General features: G+C 47.9%; 21 protein-coding genes and 1 tRNA gene. 11 read left to right on the top strand and 11 right to left on the bottom strand.

Annotation, left to right across the window (positions count from 1 at the left end; genetic code table 11):
- Positions 1 to 152: 152 nt before the first annotated feature.
- From AB7U36_RS03495 to AB7U36_RS03475, 5 genes are all read right to left on the bottom strand, one after another.
- Positions 153 to 2786, bottom strand: coding sequence for a PEP/pyruvate-binding domain-containing protein (locus AB7U36_RS03495; protein WP_428158421.1), 2634 nt, complete (start codon positions 2784 to 2786; stop codon positions 153 to 155).
- Between the two features lie 110 nt (positions 2787 to 2896).
- Positions 2897 to 3586, bottom strand: coding sequence for a hypothetical protein (locus AB7U36_RS03490; protein ID WP_428158420.1), 690 nt, complete (start codon positions 3584 to 3586; stop codon positions 2897 to 2899).
- A 4-nt stretch (positions 3587 to 3590) separates the two neighbouring features.
- A complete protein-coding gene (locus AB7U36_RS03485; protein WP_428158419.1) occupies positions 3591 to 4874 on the bottom strand; it encodes a sulfite exporter TauE/SafE family protein in 1284 nt (427 codons plus the stop codon).
- A 43-nt stretch (positions 4875 to 4917) separates the two neighbouring features.
- Positions 4918 to 5331, bottom strand: a complete 414-nt coding sequence (locus tag AB7U36_RS03480; protein ID WP_428158418.1) for a response regulator — start codon at positions 5329 to 5331, stop codon at positions 4918 to 4920.
- A 28-nt stretch (positions 5332 to 5359) separates the two neighbouring features.
- Complete coding sequence (locus AB7U36_RS03475; protein WP_428158417.1) at positions 5360 to 5770, bottom strand: response regulator; 411 nt, start codon at positions 5768 to 5770, stop codon at positions 5360 to 5362.
- A 573-nt stretch (positions 5771 to 6343) separates the two neighbouring features.
- Here AB7U36_RS03475 and AB7U36_RS03470 point away from each other — a divergent pair.
- Complete coding sequence (locus tag AB7U36_RS03470; RefSeq protein ID WP_428158416.1) at positions 6344 to 8392, top strand: hypothetical protein; 2049 nt, start codon at positions 6344 to 6346, stop codon at positions 8390 to 8392.
- A 74-nt stretch (positions 8393 to 8466) separates the two neighbouring features.
- Here AB7U36_RS03470 and AB7U36_RS03465 read toward each other — a convergent pair whose 3' ends face one another.
- From AB7U36_RS03465 to AB7U36_RS03450, 4 genes are all read right to left on the bottom strand, one after another.
- On the bottom strand, positions 8467 to 9288 hold the full coding sequence (locus AB7U36_RS03465) for a CvfB family protein (protein ID WP_428158422.1): 822 nt from the start codon (positions 9286 to 9288) through the stop codon (positions 8467 to 8469).
- Between the two features lie 526 nt (positions 9289 to 9814).
- Positions 9815 to 10324: a YfcE family phosphodiesterase gene (locus AB7U36_RS03460; protein WP_428158415.1), complete on the bottom strand. Its 510-nt coding sequence runs from the start codon at positions 10322 to 10324 to the stop codon at positions 9815 to 9817.
- The gene (locus AB7U36_RS03455) at positions 10309 to 11571 is read right to left on the bottom strand and encodes a M48 family metallopeptidase (RefSeq protein WP_428158414.1); all 1263 of its coding nucleotides are present in this window, start codon (positions 11569 to 11571) and stop codon (positions 10309 to 10311) included. The genes AB7U36_RS03460 and AB7U36_RS03455 overlap by 16 nt, the downstream gene beginning before the upstream one ends.
- Positions 11572 to 11576: 5 nt before the next feature.
- Complete coding sequence (locus AB7U36_RS03450; protein ID WP_428158413.1) at positions 11577 to 11867, bottom strand: integration host factor subunit alpha; 291 nt, start codon at positions 11865 to 11867, stop codon at positions 11577 to 11579.
- Between the two features lie 190 nt (positions 11868 to 12057).
- On the opposite strand from AB7U36_RS03450, the gene purB reads away from it, so the two are divergent.
- The 3 genes from purB to AB7U36_RS03435 are packed head-to-tail and all read left to right on the top strand — an operon-like array spanning position 12058 to position 14335.
- Positions 12058 to 13443, top strand: a complete 1386-nt coding sequence (purB, locus tag AB7U36_RS03445) for an adenylosuccinate lyase (RefSeq protein WP_428158412.1) — start codon at positions 12058 to 12060, stop codon at positions 13441 to 13443.
- Between the two features lie 38 nt (positions 13444 to 13481).
- Complete coding sequence (amrA, locus tag AB7U36_RS03440) at positions 13482 to 14045, top strand: AmmeMemoRadiSam system protein A (RefSeq protein WP_428158411.1); 564 nt, start codon at positions 13482 to 13484, stop codon at positions 14043 to 14045.
- A 23-nt stretch (positions 14046 to 14068) separates the two neighbouring features.
- Positions 14069 to 14335 (top strand): Trp family transcriptional regulator, encoded by a 267-nt coding sequence (locus AB7U36_RS03435; RefSeq protein WP_428158410.1) that lies wholly within the window; start codon positions 14069 to 14071, stop codon positions 14333 to 14335.
- On the opposite strand, the gene AB7U36_RS03430 is transcribed toward AB7U36_RS03435, so the two are convergent.
- Both AB7U36_RS03430 and AB7U36_RS03425 read right to left on the bottom strand, forming a co-directional pair.
- The gene (locus tag AB7U36_RS03430) at positions 14310 to 14933 is read right to left on the bottom strand and encodes a phosphoesterase (RefSeq protein ID WP_428158409.1); all 624 of its coding nucleotides are present in this window, start codon (positions 14931 to 14933) and stop codon (positions 14310 to 14312) included. The two genes, AB7U36_RS03435 and AB7U36_RS03430, sit on opposite strands and share 26 nt — an antisense overlap.
- Before the next feature lie 263 nt (positions 14934 to 15196).
- Positions 15197 to 15271: transfer RNA gene (locus tag AB7U36_RS03425), tRNA-Gly, on the bottom strand.
- 105 nt (positions 15272 to 15376) lie between these two features.
- Here AB7U36_RS03425 and AB7U36_RS03420 point away from each other — a divergent pair.
- From AB7U36_RS03420 to AB7U36_RS03390, 7 genes are all read left to right on the top strand, one after another.
- The gene (locus AB7U36_RS03420) at positions 15377 to 16369 is read left to right on the top strand and encodes an NAD-dependent epimerase/dehydratase family protein (protein ID WP_428158408.1); all 993 of its coding nucleotides are present in this window, start codon (positions 15377 to 15379) and stop codon (positions 16367 to 16369) included.
- Complete coding sequence (locus AB7U36_RS03415; protein ID WP_428158407.1) at positions 16351 to 17640, top strand: YihY/virulence factor BrkB family protein; 1290 nt, start codon at positions 16351 to 16353, stop codon at positions 17638 to 17640. Before AB7U36_RS03420 ends, AB7U36_RS03415 begins: the two co-directional genes overlap by 19 nt.
- 344 nt (positions 17641 to 17984) lie before the next feature.
- A complete protein-coding gene (locus AB7U36_RS03410; protein ID WP_428158406.1) occupies positions 17985 to 19688 on the top strand; it encodes an ATP-binding cassette domain-containing protein in 1704 nt (567 codons plus the stop codon).
- The gene (locus AB7U36_RS03405) at positions 19675 to 21327 is read left to right on the top strand and encodes a cyclic peptide export ABC transporter (RefSeq protein WP_428158405.1); all 1653 of its coding nucleotides are present in this window, start codon (positions 19675 to 19677) and stop codon (positions 21325 to 21327) included. Before AB7U36_RS03410 ends, AB7U36_RS03405 begins: the two co-directional genes overlap by 14 nt.
- A 21-nt stretch (positions 21328 to 21348) precedes the next feature.
- Positions 21349 to 22197: a prohibitin family protein gene (locus AB7U36_RS03400; RefSeq protein ID WP_428158404.1), complete on the top strand. Its 849-nt coding sequence runs from the start codon at positions 21349 to 21351 to the stop codon at positions 22195 to 22197.
- Position 22198: 1 nt separating this feature from the next.
- Positions 22199 to 23188 carry an ABC transporter substrate-binding protein gene (locus AB7U36_RS03395; protein WP_428158403.1) on the top strand — a complete coding sequence of 330 codons (990 nt, stop codon included), beginning with the start codon at positions 22199 to 22201 and terminating at the stop codon, positions 23186 to 23188.
- Positions 23166 to 24152, top strand: coding sequence for a PDC sensor domain-containing protein (locus AB7U36_RS03390; protein WP_428158402.1), 987 nt, complete (start codon positions 23166 to 23168; stop codon positions 24150 to 24152). The genes AB7U36_RS03395 and AB7U36_RS03390 overlap by 23 nt, the downstream gene beginning before the upstream one ends.
- Positions 24153 to 24193: the final 41 nt, after the last annotated feature.

Here is a 24193-nt window from a genome sequence, read left to right as displayed (position 1 = left end):
GGCGAGATAGGCTGGGTATTTTTAAAATTTTTAGCTGGATAGGCGGCGGGATATTCTCCTACCAGAGCGTTACAATATTTTGTCATTAATTCGAGGGTACAGCGTTACACTATTTGAATCTTAACACCCCCATGACCATATGGCGAAGATGGTCAGAGAAGTGCTGGATGAGACTGAAGGCAGGAATCAACAATAATTTTTTGAATGTCTTTATCTATTTTTGCACGGTAATAACAGACAGCCTGGGGATTGGACATAATCATGTCGAGCTGGCGGGTATGGATGATGAGGTAGCCCAGGATTTTCAGCCGCTCCAGCATGTAATCCATTTCAAAGCCCTCGACCCTGGCGATCAGGGTATCTTCCCGAACTTCCACCCGGAATCCGTTATCCGCGAGGATATCACTGATAAACTGGACCCGTCGAATCCGGCGATTGTTGTCAGCGGCCCCGCCTTTAAACTGAAAACTGATGTAATTTTCCTCCGTGTGGCCGCTGACCAGGGTTTCGGTCATGGCGAAATGGTACCCCAGCCGGGATGTGAAGCTGCAATAGTTTTTGGATACCATGAAATAATTGCGCTCGGAATAAGCGGATTTCATTCCCGGCTCCAATGCCCGGTTCGTCATGGATTGGAACATCACGGAAGCCAGTCCCCTGCCGTCGATACGAGGCGGACCATCCCATGGGATGGCGATCAGTCCGTCCCACAGCGCCAGCATTGGAATGGATGCGATGTTTTCGAGCCGGATATATTTGCCCTTCACCTCATCTGTAAATCCGTCGTCTAAGTTCAGCACCCACCATTGCATGGGTACCTTATAATAGAGCTGCTTGCTGGACCGCTCGGAAAAATCATGCTCCTTGCCGAAATTGAACATCTCCTGAACGGACTTTTCATGGGAGAACCGGGTGATGTCATGAAAAGTCATGCAGTTTTCCGGCTTGAAATCGGATGCATAGGGGTCCAGCAGATTCAAAGGCACGATGTAGCGGCTGACATCGGCCAGCACGTTATAAACCGGGCTGCCTTCCATCCAGGTCCGGGTTGCCGCGGGTGCATCAGTTAAAATATCAATTTTGCCGCTGTATATGTACTGATGGGTACTGTCCACCGTGATCACATCGTTGTTTTTCAAAAGAGCGGTAATGTCTTTTAATCCGAAAATCGCCGGAACATTAAACTCCCGGGCCACATTCGCCAAATGCCCGGCAAACGTGCCCTGCTCCGTGACCACGGCGGCTGCCCGGTTCATCAGGGATGCCCAGACGGGAAGGGCCTGTCTTGCCACCAGCACGGCCTTATCCGGGAAATGCACCATATCCGCGGTGCTGTTTACGATATACACCGGACCAAAGGCGACACCCGGACTTATCACCACGCCGCCGGAGACAATGAGGTTTTTTTGTCTCTCCTGCGCCATTTCCCCAGGAACATTCATATCCGACGCCTCTATCTGGCGAAGGGGACGGCACTGAAGGATGTAGATAGTCCCATTCCGGTCAATCCCCCACTCAATGTCCTGGGGCCCGCCATAATGGGCTTCCAGCTTCACGGCCAGTCCGGCAAGCGTCAGGGCCTGATCGTCGGTAATGGAAGGCAGGCTCTTTTTGTCCCCTGTGATTTCAAACCGGCAGACCCCTTCGTTGGCAAAACAAAGGAACTGATCATTCTTGTCCTTGATCTCCCGTCTGAGGATTTTCATGGGGCGGTTGCCGTTGACAATAAACACATCGCAGTCCGTTGCGCCGTCCACCACTGATTTGGGCAGGCCCCACGCTGAATTCAAGATGACCGACGCATCCCTTCCATCCAGGGGATTTCTGGAATACATCACGCCGCCCGAAATGGCATCCACCATGCTGATGCACCCGACGCTCATGGAGATGTCCTCGTCTCTGAGCCCTTTGTTCAACCGGTAGGAGATGGCGGTCAGGCTGTAAAGACTGGCGATAATGTCCTTGTAGGTCCGGAACAGATTTTCCTCACGGACATTCAGCACCGACCGGTACTGACCAGCAAAAGAATTGTCCGCGGAATCTTCGCCGGACGCGCTGCTCCGGAGAGCCACGACCAGGGGCCGGCCTGCCTCATCCTCAAGGTTGCGCCATGCCGCGGTGATTTTTTTTTCAACATCTTCGGGAATCCGGGCATCATTAATCAACGCCTGGATATCCGTGCTTAAATTGTAAAGTCCGTCCATGGTATCTAGGTCGGCTGAAATAAACCGTTTGTCGATTTCGGGCTGGAGATCGTTATGCATGAAAAAAAGCTGACAGGCATGGGCTGTGATAGCGAATCCGCCGGGTACTTTCAGGCTGGTTCGGTTATGAATTTCACCTAGATTGGCCATTTTGCCGCCCACCAGATCCGTCATGCTGCGATCAATGGCATTCAGCGGGATGACGATGCGCTCATCGGCCAGCCCTTTTTTTTGTTCTATTAATGGTCTTATTTTATTAGAAATATCATCGAACCGATCATACAGCTGATTATATTTTCCACCGCTGAGCTGGTCCAGATGTTTGATGAGCCGCAACAGGCTGACCGTGACCCCGATGCAGTTTGATTTGACAAAGGACATGCCGAAAGGTTGCTTCCCCTGAAGGGCCTGCTCCATACCGGCCATAATTTCAAGGGCCTTCTTGTTGGCCTTCAGGAGCATATTGAAATGATGGTACCGCTCCTTAAAGTCAATCCGCAGTTTTTCGGCGTCATGACCCTCCGGGGCCGGATTTTTCAGATTTTGAAAAAGGTTTTTAAATATCCGGCTGATACTTTTCATTGCTCACTTAACCCGGAGTAACCGAAAAAAAATAAAAGTCACCACAGAGCGCACAAAGGCAATCCGCATTCGTTTTTTATATTTTCTGTGTGCTCTGTGGTAAAATTGCATTAATGACTGATCTTCAGCCCCCAGCCCTCAAACATAAACATGATAGCATACCCATACCACAAGGTATAAACCACGTAAAACACCAGGGCGAAAACCACCACACCAAGGCGACTGGTCATGCTCTGGGCTTCAATTCCCTCATAATTATATGCGCATTCAACAGCCTTGGTCATGACGGTATAGGCGACCTTCGCTTCCTTGAATTGCTCGTTATTGTTCAGGGATTTCTGCATGGCTTTTAAACTGAGCCACCAGTTATAGAGAACCTGCCTGCCTTTTTGGCCGTATTTTTCCTGCAACATATCAGATTTATTATGAAAAAGCGTATCCGCATCTTCCAGGCAATTGCCCATTATCCGGTCCAGGTCGCCGTTTACCTTCAGGTTTACCCCTTCCACAATGGCAGTTGCGCCGCCTTTTGTAAATAACATGAGACTCTCGCCTGCCTGGGCTTCATTCTCAAATTTCAGGTCCAGGGCCATTTTTTTCCCCGAAAGGGATTTGGCCACATCCTCCTTCACTTTCGGGATGTAATACGCAGATCCCTTTGAGATGGAATTAAACAGATTATCCAAAAAATTCAAACCATTCTGACCTTGATACAGCGGCAGGAATATCATAATCAGGACTATCATAAATACTGTCATCAAGCCCACGCCGCCATAAAATTCTTTTCGATTGGCTATCATTTATTTACGCCTCCCCGCCCTTGAGTTTTTTAATGTTCATCAGGAAAGTTCCAATCACCCAGATGGCGAAAATGGAAATAATAATAAAAAACGACCATACGCCGATTAAATCCAGAATTTTTGCCGTTTCTTTGGAAAGGGGAAACGCCCCCACGGAAGACAGCTTGGCTGGCAGAGCGAAAAACCGGTTAATGAAACCAGCCAGTACCGCAAGCGCATAAAACCCGCGAATCGTGATGCCTTTCACCACCTTGGTGGCCATGGCACCGATTTGAATGCCCAAAAGAGATCCGAGGAGCATGCCCATGGCCAAGGTGTAAAAAATAAAGCCGTAAACCGCATACTGTCCGATGCCAGCATACCCTGCGGTGAAAATAATCTGGAAAATATCGGTCCCCACCGTGGTCATGGAGGAAACCCCCAACACATAAACAAAAATCGGGAAGGTCAAAAATCCGCCGCCCACGCCCATAATGGCGGCGGCCAAGCCGACAAAAAAACCGGAAAGAACCAGAAACCAGCTTGAAATCTGGCGGCCGCCGGGAACCAGGCCCTGATCAAAAGTCACCATGGGGGGCAGGTTAATGGCCTGAAGTTTTTTGGGGAGATTCCCCATTTCAGTGCCTTCGGATTTTCCGCCGTGGGCTTCGCCGCCCCCATCCGGTGCTTTCCGAGCCTGTAAATAATCAATGAGCGAGTATGCCCCCAAAGCGCCGAGCATAAACACATAGATGGTGGTGATGAAGGCATCGGAGATGATGGGATTCAGGTCATACAAAAACCGGTTGAGCAAGCCGCCGATGCTGGCACCGCCGATGGAGCCGATGAGAAAAATGACCGCCAGGGAGACGGAGATATTGCCGAGCTTTTTATGCAGCACGCTTCCCATGATGGCTTTGGCGAAAATATGAAACAGATCCGTTCCCACCGCCAGAATACCCTTGATCCCCGCGCTCATGAGGGCCGGAGCGATGATGAACCCGCCCCCCGCGCCGATGCACCCGGTGATCAGCCCTGCGCACAGGCCGATAAGAATGGACGACACAAAAATACCCATGGTAAAAAACGACGGACTCAGAGCGGTTTTGCCGCCCAGGTAATGGGGAAGGCCGGATGCGACATCTTCGGCGAATACCACCCCGAAGATTAAAATCGGGAGTGTCAAAAGGCCCAGCACCATCAGCCGTTTTCTGCTACGAAGGATGTTGCCCGCCATCTCGATTTCCCAGTCTGCATGGGCTCTTGCGCCAAGGTACATGATCCGCCCCATTTTTCTGACAAAGTTCATTACTTAACCCTCCTTCATAATAATCAATAACTATTTATAATACTTAACTATTTTTTAGAATATCTTCAATATTCCGTATTTTGGATTCCTGGATGGTTTTTTTCTGGTATGCATCATTTAATATATAGAACAGTTCGTCGATATCCGCCGGTTTCACCATATAATCAAAGGCCCCGTTTGCGATTCCGTCTCTTGCCACATCCAGCAGCGCATGCCCGGTCAGCATGATCACCTCCACCAGAGGCCTGCATTTTTTGATATCCTTTAATATGTCAATTCCACTTTTGCATCCGGGCATCCGGACATCCAAGACAACGATGTCATAATTGTCTTTCTCTATTAATTCAATGACGTTATTACCATCAGAAAGGCCGGTGACGTCCACATCGCGTTTTTTCAGCCGTTTTACCATCACTTCCAGAAAATCAACCTCATCATCCACAAAAAGAACTTTCACCTGTCACCACCTTTTGGAAATTTTTTGGTTATTGCTTCCTTTTTTCATGCAGGAGCTTTTCCTCCTGAAGTTTTCGCTTCCTGAATGCTTCCTCTATTTTCTGAGCCAGTTCAGTGAGTTCCGCAGGCTTCATCAGGTAATCACTGGCACCGATCTTTATTCCCGCAACCGCCGATTCGAAGGTGGCATTTCCTGTCAGCATGACCACTTCCACCAGCGGGAAGCGCGCTTTAATTTCTTTCAATACGGAAATACCATCCATTCCAGGCATTTTGACATCCAGAACCACGACATGGATGTCATTGGCCTCAAGCACCTCAAGGGCCGACATTCCATTGAATGCCGTTAAAACATCAAAGCCTCTGTTGGTTAAAAATTTTCTGGTTGAAAGGACAAATCGCTCTTCATCATCCACCAGCAGCACCCGGATGTTTTTCATCTATGTTAGGCTCCTTTTCAGTTTGTTACAGGCGCAGACAGTAAAGCAAACACTGCGCCAATCGATAAAAACCGCTAATTTAATTATAACCAATTGATATTTAATATGTATTAAATAAAACCCAAAACAGAAAACGACTGAATTGAACAGGATATTTGCGCTCTTCCTGTAAATTTTTTTGACACTGTGTAAAATATAGGGGTTGATCATAAGATGGGCCATTATGACTAACTCACCATTTTCATTGTGTCCTTTCGGCTTGATCCATACCCATTTTTCAGGATCCTGTTTTATTCTGGATTTATATTCCTGGAGTTTGATCATATAATCCATGGGATTGATCTCAGATGACCCCTGTAAGGAGGCTGCATGTTGCAGGCAAAATTCAGCCTTAAAGAAACGCAAGCCCAGTTTTTGAATAATTTTAAACTCTATGGGTTTAAGGATAAAAGTGCTATGCTTCGTGAGGCTATAGAGCTTTAATAAAGCTTGACAAAAAACAGGTTCCGAGCATACAAATAAAGTTTAAAATTTTTAACGGTTGAAGCAAAAACCGATTCATCGGATGGAAAAATGCAAAAGCGGATCATTCAAAAAAAATTTATCATGGGTTTACAGTCGGTTATAATTCTTATTTGCATCCTGCTGTCTGGGGTGTTTATCCCCGGGGAAATTCGGGCGGACCTCACTAAGGACCAGGCCCAGCTCCAGGTATTGCAATCCTTAAACCTGATTGCGGTCTCGTTGACTCATATCATGACTTATAATGACAAGGTGGTGCTTGACCAGGAATACAATACCATCATCAACAACTTGAATTTGAGCAATATTCCTGACGCTGACATCATCACATTGCTTCAGGAACTCATGGACCTGCTCACAAGTTCGAAAATTCAAGATCATGAAAGAAATTACATCCTCACCTGCTTTGATAAAAATGTCCAAACCGAGCTTAAAAATAGAATGACGTCTCGCATTTTCGATACTGACTTGGTGCTCAACCCTTATGCGGGCATTTTAAAATCGGTACTCTACACAGGGTCCTTTTATTTTAATTACCGATCCCAAATGGATACATACGCCAAGGAGAAAGAGGAAGGAAAATGGGCAATTGAAGCAAAAACCATGCAGGGGCTCAATGGTTTTTACAAAAAGCTGTTGAAATATTCCTGGGAGTTGATGCGGCGATATAATTTGCCTGATGAATGGAGATTAAATGAAAAACAGCTCAGCGATTATACTGCTATTTTAAAAGAACCCAACCTTGACCGGCGGTATCGCAAATTGGAGCGGATTGAAAACAGTTTTCAAAAATTTCCGCCCTACTGGTATTACCGCGGTCAAGCGGCCCAGGAAATTGGTAAAAATAAGGAGGCTCTTAATTGCTTCAACCAATTTCAAAAAATCCACCAGAAAATCTTGAGAAAGGATCCTTATGCGGCCTCCGTTGCCATGTGCAAAACCATGCTGCAAGTGGAACAGTCAGAGCCTGGCATGCTTAAAAGCGATTTGGAGGTGGTTTTAGCCAATTCAGATGATGCTGATTGGGGGAATATCCTTTTTGCGGCCCTTCAGTATGGACGTATGGGAAATTCTGACGAGGCAGGCAAGTTGATTCTGCGTAATCTGGACAATGGGAATATCGCATTTATCGACTCTCCTGATATGATTAGGGCGGTCGGTCCGGCTTTGCTGCTGAATGCCCGACCCGATGTTTTCAATCGCATCATGGATATGGTGCTGAAAAATGATAAGGTGAAGAATTACGATCTGCTGTGGCTCTACGGGCAAATTCGAAACATTGATATCTTAAAAAAAATACAACCTGAATTTGACCGCGTGTTGCTACAGGTTGCGAATAAATCCCTTATCAACCCATTCAATGTTTTCAAGGACGACAATATTACACTTTTATTACCTACGCGCTGGCTGGCTGAAAATTCCCTGGTAGCGTTGCGTTTAAAGAATGAGGACGGGGAAAAAAATTTCTATCCTGCCGATGCGACCGTCATGGCTGACCTTCCGGAAATGAGTGTGCTGACTTTTAAAGATGTATTTCCGATCAGATCATTTATAAAGAAAAAACGTTCTGCAGAGATATCTGTCTCTCTTGTTCGCGAAAAACTTGAGGCGGACAAGACCAAAAAAGAAGGCTACGATATAGAAATGATCTTCAAATCTCAAATAATTCCCTCCGATGAGCAATTATCCAAAACAATAAAGTATACCAATGATCTCTATAAAGTGGGTACACCAAACATCGACACTGAAAAAATGAAGCAGAATTCGGACGATTTGACAGTTTGGTTCAATAAAGAAAAAATCATCCTGAACGGTGAAGCTTTCGGCTGGAGCGACGACGGTTTCACTAAAACCAATACTGAAGACACTAAAACCACCACCCAAGGCAATTTGCCGAACGCCTCACCCCCGATGCCCGCTCAGATATCAGAAAAAGATCTTCCCCCTAGTGCCGGCGATGAAATCAAATCACAGACACTGGATGACAAGAAAGATGAGGCTTCAGACTCGAGCGACGACGGTGTCACTAAAACCGACACCCAAGGCAATTTGCCGGACGCCTCATCCCCGATGACCGCTCCGATATTAGAGAAGGAATAAAAAGGACGGATTCAAACTGTGGTTTGCCCCCTCGCTGGGAAACCGGCGTTGGTTCAATTGAGAGGATGTGGGAATCACTTTAATAGACCAATCCCGTTGTCTTTTAATTCAATCATTCTTTTTTTATACAGGGTTCCCACAGCCCTTTTGAATTCTTTCTTGCTCATGGAAAACCGCTTGCGGATAGCTTCAGGAGAGCTTTTATCGTGGCAAGGGATAAATCCTCCGGATTGATTTAACCGGTATAAAATAACCTCTGCAGATTTGGGAACCGATGAATACCCGGGTTTTTTCATGCTCAAATCAATTTTCCCATCCTCACGGATCCGCATGATATACCCTTTACATGTATCTCCAATAAATAATTGTTGATAGGTTTCATTCAAGTACATCATTCCATAGTATCGATTATCAACAACGGCCATTATCCCAATGGTAGTAATAGAATGAACAATTAAGTCAACCTCCTGTCCGACTTTCAGATCCCGGGTATTTTTATCACAATTGGCAGAAATCTGGGTCGTACCATAAACCCTGTGTGTTCTGTTATCCTGGCAGATTTTGACTAAATATTTTTTCCCGGGCTCCATCCTGCTCTGCTGCTCATTTTTGGGCACCAGCAAATCTTTTTCCAGCCCCCAATCCATAAAAGTGCCAAAAGGGGTAACATCTTTTGCGATTAAAAAAACAAAATCACCCACCACACCGGCAGGTTTTAAAGTGGTTGCCACCAGACGATCTTCTGAATCCGTGTACACAAACACATCAAGGGAATCGCCAATTGACAGGCCCTTTGGAACATATTTATTGGGCAGAAGAACCCGGTCATCTCCAGTGCCTAAATACATGCCAAAATCTGATCCGGCTTGAACGCCCAGTCGATTATATCTTCCAATTTTGATACGGGTCTCAAGTTCTGGTCTACTTAATTTACCTGCATGCTGTTTTGAATGGTCCCATACATTTTTAAAATTTGGTTTTTTACCTGGCATTAAGGATTCCTCTTCCTCTTTGTGAAAGTTATTCCGGCATCATATCATACAAATTGCGTTCTTGATACATGACCAGTTTGGGGTCGATTCCCGCAGACCAAAGATATCAATATATCCAGAATCATTTTGAACAATATTATGGCTCAGATGGGACAGGCAGGTATGGGTGGAACTGCATCAACAGATGACTCCAGTATATCCCTTGCTTAGTTGCCGAGATATCAGAATTATGATTATTGCGTTGCTAATCGGGGACAATAATTTGATTGAAAAAAGAAAATTACAAATGGAATTTAGGCACCGACAACGCTATAGAGATCTTCAAAAGTATTTACAAAAATAAAGTTAACAAAGTAGAATTAGAACCTATAATATGCCTGTTGAAATAAATATGACTTTAAAGGTGAGTTTTGCGGTATTGCGTAAAAAGTTAAAATGGCAGTGATGCCAGTTTTTTACCGGACAGCGTCACCAGACTTACACTGTTGCTGTCAATGACGGCAAAGGTGGCAGTATCGTTTCTGGGAAGTGCAATGGAGCCTGGATTCAGGTGGATGCACGTTTGAATTTTTTCTAACTGGGGCAGGTGGGTGTGTCCCTGAATAACGATATCCGTGCCCTCTGGAATTAGATTGTTCTTATGTCCATGATGCATGAAAATGGTTTTATCAAAGGCCTTAAAGCGCAGTTCATGGGAAAATCCTTTGCAGAATCCTTCCACGTCACAATTGCCGTAAATATAGAAAAGTTTAAAATCCAGGCCGGCAATGGTTGACCGGATCTGGTCCGGGGCAAAATCAGGCTCATTGTAGCTGCCATACCGTGTATCAAACAAATCTCCTGCAATGGCAACGGCATCACCGGGACCAGCCAAGGCTTTTATCGTCAGCCAGGCCGAGAGACTGCCGTGAAGATCCGAAAAGACTAAAAGCCGTTCCATGATTCAATTTTTTCAATGGCTGCAACACGCTGGGCCAGTGGCGGGTGGGAGTAATTTAAAAATACATAAAAGGGGTGCGGGGTAAGGTTGGCAAGATTATCGGCACTGAGTCTTTTTAAAGCCGTTATCAAGGCCCCGGCTTTTTTTGTCGTCAAAGCGGCAAACCGGTCTGCTTCGTACTCATCCTTTCTTGCGAAGAACTGCATGATAATGGAGATGATCAGGTCAACCGGGGAAAAAAGAATACCGAAAAAAATCAGGCCGGCATATATGGACGGCGTATCCACATAAAATGCCGTGAAAAGGCTTTGCTGGGTGATGAATAAAGACAGAAGGTAAAAAATAACCCCCATCTGAAGAATGCCGAAAATCAGACGGCGCTGGATATGCTTTTTTTTGAAATGCCCCATTTCATGGGCAAGTACAGCCAGAAGTTCGTCCGGGGTATGGGCGTTGATCAGGGTGTCAAACAGCACAATGCGTTTGTTTTTTCCAAATCCTGTGAAAAATGCATTGGACTTGGTGCTGCGTTTGGATCCGTCCATGACAAAGACCCGGGTCAAAGGAAAATCAATGGTTTTTGCGTAGGCAAACAGTTTGTCCTTTAACTCACCGTCTGCAAGGGGATTGAATTTATTGAACAAGGGCATGATCCATGAGGGAACAATGTATTGCACCGCCAGAATAAAACCTGCGGTCACACCCCAGCAGATCATCCAGGCCCAGGAACCCGTGCTTTCCAGAAACCAGAATATGGCAGACAGCAAAGGGATGCCCAGGGCCAGGGATAGCATCATGGATTTTATCAGATCCAGAACAAAAAGTTTGGGTGTGGTTTTATTAAAACCGAATTTTTCTTCAATGACAAAGGTGGAATAGACGGAAAAGGGCAGGGATATAATGAATTTGCATCCTGCAAGGACACCGATGTATAAAAGTCCGCAACCCATGGAAGACCAGCCGGTTTCCCGGACAAAATTGTCCAGGGTGCCGAAACCGCCCGAAAACCAGAACGCTAAAAGAATACCAAGATCAATGGTTGACGTGATCACGCCAAATCGGGTGGTGGCCTTAAGATACTGCTGGGACTGTTTATACCTTTTTTTGTCATATACATCTGAAAATTTTTCAGGCAGGTGTGTTGTCAGTCTGCTGATGTTCAGACGATCAGCCACATAATTCATTATAAAATCAACAATGAGCGTAACAAGAATAATGTCGGTGATCGTCTGGTCAGATAAAAACATTAATTTTACTGGGCGTTGGAATTAATCAAATCCCGAAGTTTTCCGGAACACTTAAAGGTGACAACACGTCTGGCCGAGAGCGTCATCTCCTCATCTGTTGCAGGGTTGCGCCCCTTTCTTGCTTTTTTTTCATTTACACAAAATTTGCCGAAACCTGAAATCATAATATCTTCACCACCTGCAATGGTCTCTTTTATAATTTCAAGAAATTCTTCCATGACATCGTAGGCAACGGTTCTTGACAGGTCCAGTTCGTTTTGTATTTTTTCTGTAATAATAGTTTTGGTCAGTGCCATAATAACTATTTACCCCCGCGGCACACAAAGCTCGCTTCTTGAAAGATTAATAAAAACAGGTTTGTAAAATACTTTAAATCCTTCAGGATTGTCAAGATAAGGATGGCCGGTTATTGTATTTTATTGCAAAATCAACATGATGGTTCTATTATGACAACCGTATTTTTTATTTATTCATAATGGAGAGAAAATGACACAGGTGTTATCCATCACGCCCATAGACGGTCGTTATGCAAGTCTTACCGGGGTTCTTTCACATATTTTCAGTGAATCCGGATTAATTCATCACCGGGTTCACGTTGAACTTGAGTGGCTGAAATTTCTGATAACGGATTTAAAGGTCCATGAGATTGTACAGGGCGGCCAAGCCTTAGATTTATCAAGCCTGGATGTTTTGATCAATGATTTTAATGAGGATTATGCGTTCAGGGTCAAGGAGATAGAGTTCCGGACCAACCACGATGTAAAGGCCGTGGAATATTTGATTAAGGAAAAACTGGATGCGGCAGGACTGGCCTCCATACGGGAATGGGTACATTTTGCATGCACTTCCGAAGATATCAATAATACAGCATACGGGCTTATGCTTAAAAAAGGCAAGGCCCTGGTGGTTGAGCTGCTTAAAACCTTTGTGGCAGAGATTGAGAAAAAAGCCCTGGTTTATAAAAGCATTCCAATGATGTCCCGCACCCACGGGCAACCCGCTACCCCCACGACTCCGGGAAAGGAGTTTATCAATTTTGCCTGGCGTTTGAATCAGGAAATTCAGGTTTTGGAAAGCACTGGAATCCAGGTAAAAATAAACGGGGCCACGGGTAATTACAACGCCCATGTGTTTGCGTTTCCCGGAATTGACTGGATAGCCGCGTCTGAACGGTTTATTCGGGATCACTTGTCTCTTGAACCCATTTTATTCACCACCCAGATAAATCCAAATACGGCCCTGTCCAGGGTTCTTCATGCCATGGTCCGGGCTGCGGCGGTGATGATTGATTTCGACCGTGACATGTGGGGGTATATCAGTCTCGGATATTTCAAACAGCGGGTTGCGGCAGGTGAAACCGGATCATCCACAATGCCCCATAAGGTCAACCCCATTGATTTTGAGAACAGTGAGGGGAATATGGGCCTTGGGATTGCCATGATGGAGCATCTGGCGGTTAAACTGCAGAAATCCCGGTTCCAAAGAGATTTGACTGACAGTACAGTGCTGCGCAGCCTTGGCACAGTCTTCGGCTATTTTACCATTGGGATGAAAAATGCCATAAAGGGCCTGTCAAAGGTGGATTTGAACCAGCAGGTGCTTGAAAAGGATCTTGACGATAACCCCGAACTTCTGGCCGAACCGTTTCAGACCGTTATGCGGGTATATGGCGAGGATAATCCATATGAACGGCTCAAAGATTTGACCCGGGGCAGAAAAATTCAGAAAGAGGATTTGGCCCGGTTTGTGGAGGGGCTGGAAAAGGTGCCGCCTGAAGTTAAAGAACGCATGAGGGCACTTTTACCCCAGACATACCTGGGATTGGCCGAATCCCTGGTGGACAGGTATTTTAAGGAAAAATCAAAAAAATAATAGCCCCAACGCAATTATTTTAAGGGTTTCAGAATAAAATGATCAGTGACAAACAAGGGCAGATGCTGCTGAAAATGGCTCGCATCAGTATTGCCGAGAAACTTGGTCTTCCTGTGGATGACACACAAATTGATTTAAATCAGCCCTTTCTGAAAATCAAGCAGGGTCTGTTTGTGACCTTGCATAAAAACGGTGCATTAAGAGGATGTATTGGTGTCATTGAACCGGTTGAACCCTTGAAAACAGGGGTTGGTGAAACCGCAAGACTTGCTGCTTTTAAAGATTCCCGGTTTGCACCCCTTGCCAGGGATGAGTTTGACCAGGTGGATCTGGAGATCAGTCTTTTGTCCTTGCCTGAAAAATTTGAATACCGTACGTCAAAAGAGCTGGTTCAAAAGCTTGTGCCTTTCAAGGATGGCGTTATTATAGCAAAAGGAAGCAGACGGGCCACTTTTCTCCCCCAGGTATGGCAACAATTGCCTGACCCCACTTCTTTTTTATCCCAGTTGTGCATCAAAGCCGGGCTTGATGCCGATGAATGGACCAAAGGCAGCCTGACCATTCATACTTACAGGGTTCATCTGTTTTGTGAAAAGGAATAATACTGCAGGGTGCAGAAAAATTTATGCGTATAGATCGGGAATTACTGGAAGTCATTTTATCCATCAAAAATATGGGTGAACTGGAACATTTTTTTGATGAAATTTTTACACCGGCGGAGCTTTCGGACCTTTCCTTGCGCTGGAAGCTTTTAAAAGATCTGCATGCAGGTATGACCCAGCGGAAAATCGCTGAGAAATACGGCATCAGCTTGTGCAAAATCACAAGGGGATCAAAGGTGCTGAAAAAAAATGGTTCCATTACACTTAAAATGCTGGATTCAAAGAATTGACAAGTTCCAGGGCCAGCTCGGACCACAGTTCCAGGTTCAGTTGCGAAAGCGTTTGTGTTGCATGCCAGGTAAAGCGGTGCAATTCATCTCCGGGCAGATAGCCTTCTGGCTGCTGTGTCCGGATCAGAAAGACAGCGCCCAGATGAACGCTGCCTACCGGTGTGATATCTTCACTGATGATGCCTATAAATTTAATGGGGTCACTGGAAATTCGTCGGATCAGTTCCTCATCCAGTTCTCGTTGCATGCTGTTTGTTAAAATGTGTTCAAAACTGTCTGCCGCCATGGTCTTATCCCCGGGGTTGATATGGCCGCCGATCCCGATGGACCACAGGTCATGGAGCCGTTTTTCGCTGCCCTGCCTGTTGTAAGCCGCTGTCCTGCCGGCATCGGCTGTCTGCAAAAGAATATAAGGAATAATCTGTTTCTTTTGTCTGTCTTCTTCAGCGATGACACGGCGGACAAAGGAAAATTTAGCTTTGGTGCATGTGGCCGCAAATATGGAAAAATTCATTGGGAGAACTGTTCTTTGGGTTACCCAGGATGCGGGAAGGGTTTCACGGTCAATGCACAAGACCTGTTCTTGTTTTTTATTCATAATTATCTTCCGAAGTTTGTATTAATCATGGGCCGGTTGTAACATAAATATTCCCAAAGGCATACCTTCAGTGGTTTCCATGGCCTTTTTTTTATGTCTGTGGTATGTGACATCTGTATTTATTAAGCAATTGCTGAGAATAGAATGCGCTATATCTTGGTAAATGAGGATAGTTAAAATATATATGAATTTTTACACAAGAATAATATAGACGTAAAATTGAATTTTAAGGGGGCCTGATTTTTAAATGGATTGAACAAAGGTGGAGCGGGAAACGGGAGTCGAACCCGCGACTTCGACCTTGGCAAGGTCGCACTCTACCACTGAGTTATTCCCGCTCAGCTGAAAAGCGAGATAACTTTTATAAAAAAAACTGCAACTTGTCAAGCAAAGATTGAACAGCTATTTTATAAAATTTTGGATAAACAGGTGGTAACGGTAAAATGAGCCTGGGAAATATTCTGGTTACTGGCGGCGGCGGGTTTCTGGGCAAGGCCCTGGTCAGAAAACTTGTGGATAAAGGGGAAACTGTTTGCTCATTCTCCCGGTCCCGGTATCCAGCGCTGGATCAACTGGGCGTTTCCCAGATCCAGGGAGACCTGACCGACATCAATGCTGTGACAGATGCCTTAAAAGGCATGAAGACCGTGTTTCATACGGCGGCAAAACCCGGTATCTGGGGTGCTTATGATGAATATTTTCGCATTAATGTGACCGGAACCGTGCATGTTATTGACGCCTGCATGAAAAATAAGGTTGGTCAGCTGATTCACACCAGTTCGCCTTCGGTGGTGTTTGATGACAAGGATATGCACGGGGCCAATGAGTTGGTTCCCTATCCGGATACCTATCTGGCGCCCTATCCTGAAACCAAGGCCCTGGCGGAAAAAGAGATAATTAAAGCTGCGGGGCAGGGGCTTTCCGTAATCATTTTACGGCCCCATCTGATATGGGGACCGGAAGACAACCACCTGGTACCCGGCATTATCAGCAGAGCTTCCCGGCTGAAAATCATTGGCCCGGATACGGATCTTGTGGACACCATTTACGTGGATAATGCGGCTGACGCACATATCCTGGCCGCTGAAAAGCTGTCCCTGAATCCTGATCTGTCCGGCAACATATATTTTATCAGCCAGGATGCGCCCATGTCCAAATGGACCCTGGCCAATGCTTTTCTGGCAGCCGCAGGCCTGCCGCCCATTAAAGGGCATGTGTCCGGGAACACCGCTTATGCGGCCGGGTGGCTCTTTGAATTCATTTACCGGACCTTGGGTATTAAAAAGGATCCACCCATGACCCGGTTTGCGGCAAGGGAACTTGCCACCTCCCACTGGTTTGATATCAGCCGGGCAAAAAATGACCTGGGCTATGTGCCAAAGATCTCCACCCAGGAAGGCTTAAAACGCCTGAAGGCATGGTTGAACCGGAAATGAAGCAGAGGATATCCTTTTCATTTGCCCAATTTCGGGCCAAGGCCATTCGGGTGCTTTACAGGGCTGGCAAGGGGTATCAACGGGACAACTGTGCGCTGCGGGCATCCGCCTTGAGCCTGTACACCCTTTACAGCATCGTGCCGGTCATGGCCATGGCCTTTGGGATTGCCAAGGGCTTCGGGTTCCAGCAATTCCTTGAGGCTGAGGTGATGTCTTTGTTTGAGGGCCGTGAGGAGATTGTCCAGAATATTCTGGTTTTCACCAACAATCTGCTGGAGAAAACCCAGGGAGGGCTTATGGCCGTGCTTGGCGTTCTGCTTCTTTTATACTCCCTGATTAAACTGATGTTTCATATCGAAGGCACATTCAACTGTATCTGGTGGATCAGGGATGGCAGGCCTTTGATCAGAAAATTCACCGATTATCTGACCATTGCCCTGGCCGCATGGCTTTTGGGCATTTTGTCCGGATCCGTGAACTTGTTCATGATTCCCCGCCTGGAATCTTTCTGGATCTATCTTGGCGTTCCCATTGATATTAAAGGCATTCTCTCTTTTTTCATCCATGTTGTGCCATATGTGGTCACCTGGTCGCTGTTCATGTTTTTTTATGTGATCATGCCCCATAAAAAGGTAAATTTCAGGGCTGCCGCCGCAGGGGCTGTGTTTGCCGGCGCCCTGTTTCAGATTATCCAGACTGCGTTTTTAAAGTTTCAGGTTTTTGTCACAGGTTACAATGCCATTTATGGCAGTTTTGCCGCATTACCCATGTTTCTGATCTGGTTGCAGATTTCCTGGGGGGTACTGCTCTACGGGGCGGAAATTGCCTTTGAGTGGGAAAATACTGAAAATGCAAGAACCCCGGATTTGACGTTGACTGCCATGAGCATTCGGGCCAGAAAACTTGCCATGCTCGAGATTGTCAAAGGATGTGTTCAGCGCTTTGCCGAAAAAAAGCCCCCGGCCACAGATAACCGTATTGCAAGGGAACTGAATCTGCCCTTAACCATTGTACATCATCTTCTGGAGATGCTTCTGGATGCAGGCATTTTGTATTCAGTGAATCTTGAAGGCAATACAACCGGGTACACCCCGGCCATGGATATTGAGTGCATGAGTATCATGGATGTGCTGTGTGCGGTAGAGCACCAGGGTGATTCAAATGCGTATACGGCAGGTACCCTGCTGGCCCAGTCCCTGGAGGACAGCCTGGACGGGTTTGACAGGGCTGCCCGGGCGTGTAACGGGGAACGGTTGATTAAAGATATCTGACATGGGATCTGCTCTGGAACCTGGTGGTTTTCTAAGGCAGGGATCAAAGATTGAATATCCCATTTTATCCCTGTAACATTTTAGCCCCTGGGCAGAATCTTACCCAGTTTTTTTTTAATTTCGGTCAATGTCATAAAAAAGTTCTTTCTCTAATAGTAATATTATTGTAATTATAAGCGGTTATAGATTAACAAATGGCTGTTGAATAATGGTTGAGGGGTTTTAGGCTATCCTATTGTTTTGGCTGGTTGTTTTGGCCGGACTGCCTGACCAGGGATGAACCGAAAAGGAATGATATTCAATATGGGGCTCACGGGCCGGATATATGCGTCAGGAAGATGGGGATGAACCTGGTTCGGCTTCTGAATGCTTCCGGAGAAAAGCCGCTGCGCAGACTCATGCGCTACGCCGCCGTCTCTGCCCTGGGCACCACGGTTATCCTGGCGGTGGTTACCTATGCGGCAAAAATCATCCACGACGCCAAAGAGGCGTTTGTGGATCTCCGCCTTGCCATGATCTTTGTAGCCAGTACATTAATATACGCCACGGCAGAAAGCACCATGATCGCCCGTCTGGCCGCCGACCTGGAACAGGCCGTAAACCGGATCAGAATGGCATTGATTCACCGCCTGCGCCATGCAGACCTCTGGAAGCTGGAACATTTCGGCAGAAGCCGGCTGTTCGAAAGCATCACACAGAATAGCAAGGCCATCTCCGCCAATTCCCAATACATTGCCCAGGCCGTGAGATCCGTGATCCTGATTCTGATGATCCTGGTCTATATTGCCACCATTTCAATGGTCGCCTTCCTGCTTTTGTCCGGAATGATAACGGCCGCATCCTTGTTTTATTACCGCCTGGGAAAGACCCTGGAACAGACTTGCAGCGCCAAGGGGGACCATGAAGCCCGGTTGTTTGACTACGTCTCAGACCTCTTTGACGGGTTCAAGGAACAGCGGCTGTGCAGCGTTCGCAGCCAGGCCATCGGCCAGGGGTTCGCGGCCCAGTCCCTTGAGACGGCCAAGGCCTGCAGCAGTGTGCACCAGCACACCTGGCAGCAATTCGTCTTCGGAGAAACCACCTTTAACGTCATGCTTGGGGTGGTGCTCTTTATCGTCCCCCTCTACGCGCCCACGGTCAGCAGCAATCTGGTTAAAATTTCAGCAGGCATTCTCTTTTTGGGATCGCCGATTTTCGGCCTGATGCAGTCCCTGGCCGTGCTGCGTGCCACTGAAGCCGCCGCAGGGCGTATGCTGGTGTTGGAGGAGGAACTGGCCGCACTCGAGGAAAAAGGCAGTGCTGGTCCTTTGGAACCCCTGTCCGCCAATTTTTCAGACATTCGGATGCAAGGCCTTGAATTCACATTTCCGGCCCCGCCGGGGGAGCCACCCTTTACCATCGGTCCCATGGATGTCTGTATCAGAAGGGGGGAAACAGTGTTCATCAGCGGGGGCAACGGTGCCGGAAAATCCACCTTTATCAAGCTGCTCACCGGCCTCTATCAACCCGGGCGGGGTAAATTATCCATGGACGGCCTGCCCATCACACCGGCCCGCCTGGCAGGCTTTCGCGGTTTAATTGCACCGGTTTTCTCAGATTTTCATCTTTTCTCCCGGCTCTACGGCCTTACAGATGATGACCTGGCAGAAGCAGACCGCCTGATGGCGTGGATGGAGATGGCAGATGTCTCTGATATCCGGGATCAGACCTTCACCCGCACAGACCTGTCAACCGGGCAGAGAAAACGGCTTGCCCTGGTGGCGGCCCTGCTTGAAAATAAACCCATCCTGATTCTGGATGAATGGGCAGCAGATCAGGACGCCCGGTTCAGAAAAAAATTCTATCGGGAAATCCTGCCCGCCCTTTCGGAAAAGGGGCTCACCATCATTGCCGTGACCCACGACGACCGTTATTATGATGCGGCGGACCGCCGGTTTCATCTTGATGAAGGCAAATTGACGGAAGTCGCCCACCATAGAAAGAAAAAGGGGAGTAAGGAAACGGGAAATTCCGTGATTGAGCCGGGGAGAAACGATGAAACTTTTTAGACTGCTGGTCCGCGAAATTCCGGGTAATTTTAACGCCACCCTGGCCATGAACGCCCTGATTCCGATTTCCACCCTCGTGTTCGTGGCCCTTATTTCCAGTGTGTCCCAGACCACAGCCACCCAGGGGGTCAGCCCGCGGCTGATGTTCATGTTCGTCATCAGTATCACCGTGTTCCATATCACCCACACCCACACATTGGTGACAGCCTCCCGGGATGCAGAACAGCTGATTCACCGGCTTCGCACCCGCTTGTTTGACCTTGTCCGGCAGACAGATCTGATCACCATTGAAAAAATCGGTCATGCCAGTCTGCAGGGGGTCCTGACCCAGGATACCCAGGTCCTTTCCCAGGTGCTTCCCATACTGGTCATCGGCCTTCAGCAATCGCTGATGCTGGTCTTTCTTGCAGTGTATCTGGCCTGGCTCTCCCCCCTGGCCTGTGTCCTGGCCTTTGGCCTTGCCGGCATTGCCGTGGCCCTGCATTTTGCCAGGGTAAAGACCATTCGTCTTTTGATGCGGCGGGCGGACACAGCAGAACGCACTGTATTCAAAGGGCTTTCAGAATTTATAAAAGGCTTTAAGGAGATCCGGATGAGCGGTCCCAGGGCAGAGGGCGTGGTGGCTCACCTGGCCGGCGCATCCAAGGATGCCGGGGAGAGCAATGTGCAGCTGAAACTGAAATGGGGACGCAACTATGCCGCCACCGAAGCGCTGCTCTATTCCCTGGCCGGACTGATCGTCTTTGTCGTACCGGTCTTTGCCCCGGATTTCCACAAGGTGGTGATGCCTGCCACTATTGTGGTGCTCTTTATTTCAGGACCCGTGTGTACGGTTGCCTTTGCCACCCCCATGGTGACCCAGGCGGAGCTGGCCCTGGAACATATCGCATCCATGGAAGACCGCCTGGCAGCGGCAGCCGCTGACACCGCCCCCCAAACCCGGGGCGCGCTGGAAGAAGGGCTTGGGTCCATCGGCCTGAGCCAGGTAGCCCACGCCTATCGTGATGACCAGGGAGGGCCTTTGTTTGCAGCCGGCCCTTTGGATGCACAATTCAAGGCCGGTCGGATCACCTTTATCACCGGCGGCAACGGATCAGGAAAATCCACCCTGCTCCGCCTGATAACAGGTCTTATCCCGGCTGATTCGGGGCAGATTCTTGTCAACGGCTCCCCCCTGGGCATTGAACAGCTTCAAAGTTACCGGGACAAAATTTCCGCCGTTTTCAGTGACTTCCATCTGTCGAGCCGGATTTACTGCATCAACGACCACACCCCCGGAAGGATTGATGCACTGCTCAACCAGCTGGACATTTCCACCAAGGTAAGGGTGGAGAACAATGCCTTCAGCACCACGGACCTGTCCACAGGACAGCGCAAAAGACTGGCGCTCATGGTGGCGGAACTTGAAGACAAACCCGTGATCATACTGGACGAGTGGGCTGCTGATCAGGATCCCCACTTCCGGCGCATCTTTTATGAGAAACTGCTGCCGGACCTGAAGGACCGCGGAAAGATCATCATCTGCGTCACCCATGATGACAGATGGTTTCACATGGCAGACCAGATATACCACATGGAAGAGGGCAGGATGAAGATCACCGGAACTCCGTCCCGGAACACGGGACAAAACACCTTATGAGAACTTAATCGGGACTATCAGATGGCTTTGCAAACACTCAAGAAAAAAATCACCACCCTGTGGGATAAGCATACCATAGGCATCACTGTTTCCCTGCTGATCCTTGCGTTCCTGATTGCATTTTTCTGGAACAGTATTGTGATCTCAATCTATCCGGGGCAGCAGGGGGTCCGGTGGTCCAGGTTCACGGGTACCCAGATCAACGAAATCAACAGGGAAGGCTTGCATCTCATCTGGCCCTGGGATGTCATGTACACATACAATACCCGTGTGCAGACATCGAACAGCAGCCTGCAGATTCTGACCACCGAGGGGTTGACCATCACCGTGGATTACGCCTTCAGATTCTATCCCATCAGGGACGGGATCCCCACCATCCACAAAACCCTGGGGGAAAACTATGCACAAACCTTTGTGGATCCGGAGGTCAAGGCCGCATCCATGTCCGTAATCGGGAATTATCCCCCGGAGCAGCTCTACAGAATTTCCACCCTGGTGATCCAGGCATCCATAAAATATTATTTAAATAAAAAGATGCTCGCCCGCAATATTGTGCTGGAAGACTATCTGATCAAACGCATCATACTCCCGGAACCGGTTGCTGCCTCCATCGAAAGGAAGATGGTCTCCGACCAGCTCAGCCAGGAGTATGATTACAGACTGTCCATTGAAAAAAAGGAGAGGAGACGCAAGTCCATAGAAGCCCAGGGGATCAAGTCCTTTGAAACCATTGCAGGCATCCCCATCCTCAAGTGGAAGGGCCTTGAGGTCACCCAGGAACTGGCCAAATCCCCCAACTCAAAAATTATTATCATGGGCAATGGCGACAAGGGGCTGCCCCTGCTGCTCAATGCTGACGGGAAACCATGATATGAAGCGGCATACCGGAACAAAACACTGTGTCGCCATCGTCTTCCTGGTCTGGGTGATGATGCTCCTGCCGGGGGGGCGTTTACAGGCCGGAGAACTGAAAAAAATCAACTTCATGCCCATGTGGCTTCCCCAACCCCAGTTCGCAGGGTTTTACGTGGCCAGGGAAACAGGGATTTATGAAAAGTACGGACTGGATGTCACGATCCAGGACTGGGGCTACAATGAGGATGTGCTCACCGATTTGGTGCAGGAAAAGAGCGACCTGGGCATCATGAACCTGTTGACTGCCCTTGAGAAGAAGGCATCTGGGGAAGATATCGTGAATGTGGGTCAGGTATTCCAGAGAAGTGCCATTGAATTTGTGGCCCGTAAAACCTCAGGCATCAACACGCCCCGGGATTTTAACGGCAGAAAAATCGCTGTATGGAGAACTGTGCTCCGGGCCCAGACCCTGGGGTTTATCAAAACCCGGAACATCAGCGCGGAGATCTATTCGGTGGATGAGGGGATAAGTTTTTTTCTGAAAAAAGCTGTGGATATCATTTCGGTCATGCACTACAATGAGTACCACACCCTGATCAACCACGGTATTGATTCTGATGAACTCACCCTGTTCCGGCTCAAGGATTTTGATATGGATTTCCCTGAAGACGGGATTTACTGCCTGGCCCGGACCTATCAGGCCGACCCGGCGCTTGTCCGGCGCTTCGTTAAAGCCTCCATGGAAGGCTGGGAATACGCAGTGGCCCACCCCGGTGAAGCCATCGGCCTCATCAGCAGGATACTCCTGAAGAAAAACCTAATCTGCAATCCTGTCCACCTGCAATGGATGATGGACGCCATGCCGGAGATGATACGCCCAAAAGATCCGGACAGTCCTGGCGGTCATCTGGCCAGATCCGATTTTGACAAGGCAGTGGATTTTCTGCTCAAGACCCAAGAGATCCCCCGGAAGGTGAGTTACGATGCGTTCTATGTCAACCGCTGATAACACCCCCCAGAAACCTCAATCCAACCTGGGAAAACGTTTTCTCACAAGGGTTGATGTAATTCTTGCAATTGGTATTTTCATCATTGCCGTGGCATTTACCGCCACCAGCATCATGAAACGGACCGGTAATCCAGACACCATAACCATGTCCGGGAGCCAGATCCGGCAGATGCTGAAAAAAGATACGGACCGGATTGATCTTTTTGTAAAGTCCATCCAGAAAATTCCCAGGGAAGTTGCGACAATCCTTGAGCTACAGCGACTCCGGACAGAAGAGATTAAAATCGTTCTGGAAGCCATCATGCTGAACAGTTCGGAAATTTTCGGCACATCCGTGGCATTTGCCCCCGGTCTATCATGGGAAAAGAGCCTCTCCTGGCCATTGTACGCCTGCAAAAAGGACGGCAAGATCAGGTTCAGTGTCCTGGATCAACCCGGATATGACTATTTCAACAAAGACTGGTATCTGTTGCCGAAAATACTTAACCGGCCGGTGTGGGTGGATCCCTATTTTGATGAAGGCGGCGGCGGGGTCTTTATGACCACCTATGCCGTACCCTTCTCCTTTTTTGACGGTGTTGCAGGCGCCTTTACCGGGGTGGTGACCGTGGATGTATCCATTGACTGGCTGACCCGCTTTTTCAATACAGGGAAAAAACTGCCCAACAACGGGTTTGTCATGCTGCTTTCGGAAGACGGCACTGTGATCAGCGCTCCCCGGGAAGAGTGGGAGGTTAACCACACCCTGTTTTCTTTGGCGGTCTTTTTGAAGCTGCCTGAATTACGCAGGGTCGGACGTGATCTCCAGAAGGGCAAGTCCGGTACGGCCAAGGTGATATCACCTGCTACCGGGGAAACCGTAAAAATATTTTATGCGGCAGTGCCTGCCAATCACTGGGGTATCCTGTATATTATTCCTGAAAAAAAACAGAATAGCCTCCCTGGAAATAAGGACGGATGACCAGATTTTAACTTAAAAAGGAAATTAACTTATGCCGCCTA

This window comes from Desulfobacter sp., assembly GCF_050177295.1.
Note: the sequence above shows the minus strand (reverse complement) of the source record. Positions and strands in the feature narration are given on the sequence as shown.

Coding starts and splice junctions, on each gene's coding strand:
- AB7U36_RS03495 (WP_428158421.1), bottom strand. CDS start 2,786: ATGAAAAGTATCAGCCGGATATTTAAAAACCTTTTTCAAAATCTGAAA.
- AB7U36_RS03490 (WP_428158420.1), bottom strand. CDS start 3,586: ATGATAGCCAATCGAAAAGAATTTTATGGCGGCGTGGGCTTGATGACA.
- AB7U36_RS03485 (WP_428158419.1), bottom strand. CDS start 4,874: ATGAACTTTGTCAGAAAAATGGGGCGGATCATGTACCTTGGCGCAAGA.
- AB7U36_RS03475 (WP_428158417.1), bottom strand. CDS start 5,770: ATGAAAAACATCCGGGTGCTGCTGGTGGATGATGAAGAGCGATTTGTC.
- AB7U36_RS03470 (WP_428158416.1), top strand. CDS start 6,344: ATGCAAAAGCGGATCATTCAAAAAAAATTTATCATGGGTTTACAGTCG.
- AB7U36_RS03460 (WP_428158415.1), bottom strand. CDS start 10,324: ATGGAACGGCTTTTAGTCTTTTCGGATCTTCACGGCAGTCTCTCGGCC.
- AB7U36_RS03455 (WP_428158414.1), bottom strand. CDS start 11,571: ATGTTTTTATCTGACCAGACGATCACCGACATTATTCTTGTTACGCTC.
- AB7U36_RS03450 (WP_428158413.1), bottom strand. CDS start 11,867: ATGGCACTGACCAAAACTATTATTACAGAAAAAATACAAAACGAACTG.
- purB (WP_428158412.1), top strand. CDS start 12,058: ATGACACAGGTGTTATCCATCACGCCCATAGACGGTCGTTATGCAAGT.
- amrA (WP_428158411.1), top strand. CDS start 13,482: ATGATCAGTGACAAACAAGGGCAGATGCTGCTGAAAATGGCTCGCATC.
- AB7U36_RS03435 (WP_428158410.1), top strand. CDS start 14,069: ATGCGTATAGATCGGGAATTACTGGAAGTCATTTTATCCATCAAAAAT.
- AB7U36_RS03430 (WP_428158409.1), bottom strand. CDS start 14,933: ATGAATAAAAAACAAGAACAGGTCTTGTGCATTGACCGTGAAACCCTT.
- AB7U36_RS03420 (WP_428158408.1), top strand. CDS start 15,377: ATGAGCCTGGGAAATATTCTGGTTACTGGCGGCGGCGGGTTTCTGGGC.
- AB7U36_RS03415 (WP_428158407.1), top strand. CDS start 16,351: ATGGTTGAACCGGAAATGAAGCAGAGGATATCCTTTTCATTTGCCCAA.
- AB7U36_RS03410 (WP_428158406.1), top strand. CDS start 17,985: ATGAACCTGGTTCGGCTTCTGAATGCTTCCGGAGAAAAGCCGCTGCGC.
- AB7U36_RS03405 (WP_428158405.1), top strand. CDS start 19,675: ATGAAACTTTTTAGACTGCTGGTCCGCGAAATTCCGGGTAATTTTAAC.
- AB7U36_RS03400 (WP_428158404.1), top strand. CDS start 21,349: ATGGCTTTGCAAACACTCAAGAAAAAAATCACCACCCTGTGGGATAAG.
- AB7U36_RS03395 (WP_428158403.1), top strand. CDS start 22,199: ATGAAGCGGCATACCGGAACAAAACACTGTGTCGCCATCGTCTTCCTG.
- AB7U36_RS03390 (WP_428158402.1), top strand. CDS start 23,166: ATGCGTTCTATGTCAACCGCTGATAACACCCCCCAGAAACCTCAATCC.